General features: G+C 38.5%; 1 protein-coding gene. It reads right to left on the bottom strand.

Translation table 11 applies throughout. From position 1 onward, the window contains the following. Window positions 1-621 (bottom strand): pyridoxine/pyridoxamine 5'-phosphate oxidase (locus HP456_RS24485; protein WP_172255874.1); only part of this gene is annotated, 621 nt, incomplete at its 3' end. Between the last annotated feature and the right edge of the window lie 205 nt (window positions 622-826).

Here is an 826-nt window from a genome sequence, read left to right as displayed (position 1 = left end):
TCCCTCATTACTATATTTTAGTCTGATATGCTTACGTTCTTCGTCTGCTTGCCAGAATTCAACTTCACTTGCAGTAACTCTGTACAGAGTCCAAGTGGGAGATACTATATTCGGATTTTGTTCAATATGATAAATTTGCTTTTCAAATTCCTGTTCAAATTCAATTTGGTCTTTTACGATTGAACTTTGTTTGCCAATCAAGGCAATAGCTCGAGCTGTAACTCCACGATTCAAGAAGTCATTTGCACTCATGTCTTTATCCATCTTTCGTGCTGTTCCACGTATTCTTATCTGCCTTCCAACTTGTGACCAATAGAAGGTTAAGGCAACATTCGGATTAACCTCAATTTGTTTCCCCTTATTACTTTGCGAGCTGGAGGCAAAATACCACCCATCCTGGTCTACATCTTTTATAATTAGAACTCGGGCATCCGGAAATCCATTGTGATCTGTGGTAGAAAGTGTCATTGCGTGAGGTTCATGTACACCACTATCTATAGCTGCTTTGAACCATTCTAAAAAAAGTTCGTGGGGGCATTCTGATACATCTTTTACATTAAATTCAGGGAAGGGACCGACAAGGGTTTTACTTTGTCTTATAATGTTTCTGGTGTTGTTCATATGAATCCTCCAATTCTCCAGATTATATCTGTATCTATTCTTTAAAAGTTGCCAGCACCTTCAATACATAATCGTAGAAGGCAATTACAGGAGATCAACTGGCCGATCTTCAGGGATTGCGCCCATGAATTGTATAACACCTCTATATCACCTTAACTACAAACCCTCATGTTACTAAATGATTTTTTCCAGGAGCATTACTATG

Origin of the sequence: Bacillus haikouensis (assembly GCF_013179555.1) — a bacterium.
In the GTDB taxonomy this organism is placed as follows: domain Bacteria; phylum Bacillota; class Bacilli; order Bacillales; family Bacillaceae_B; genus Rossellomorea; species Rossellomorea haikouensis_A.
Note: the sequence above shows the minus strand (reverse complement) of the source record. Positions and strands in the feature narration are given on the sequence as shown.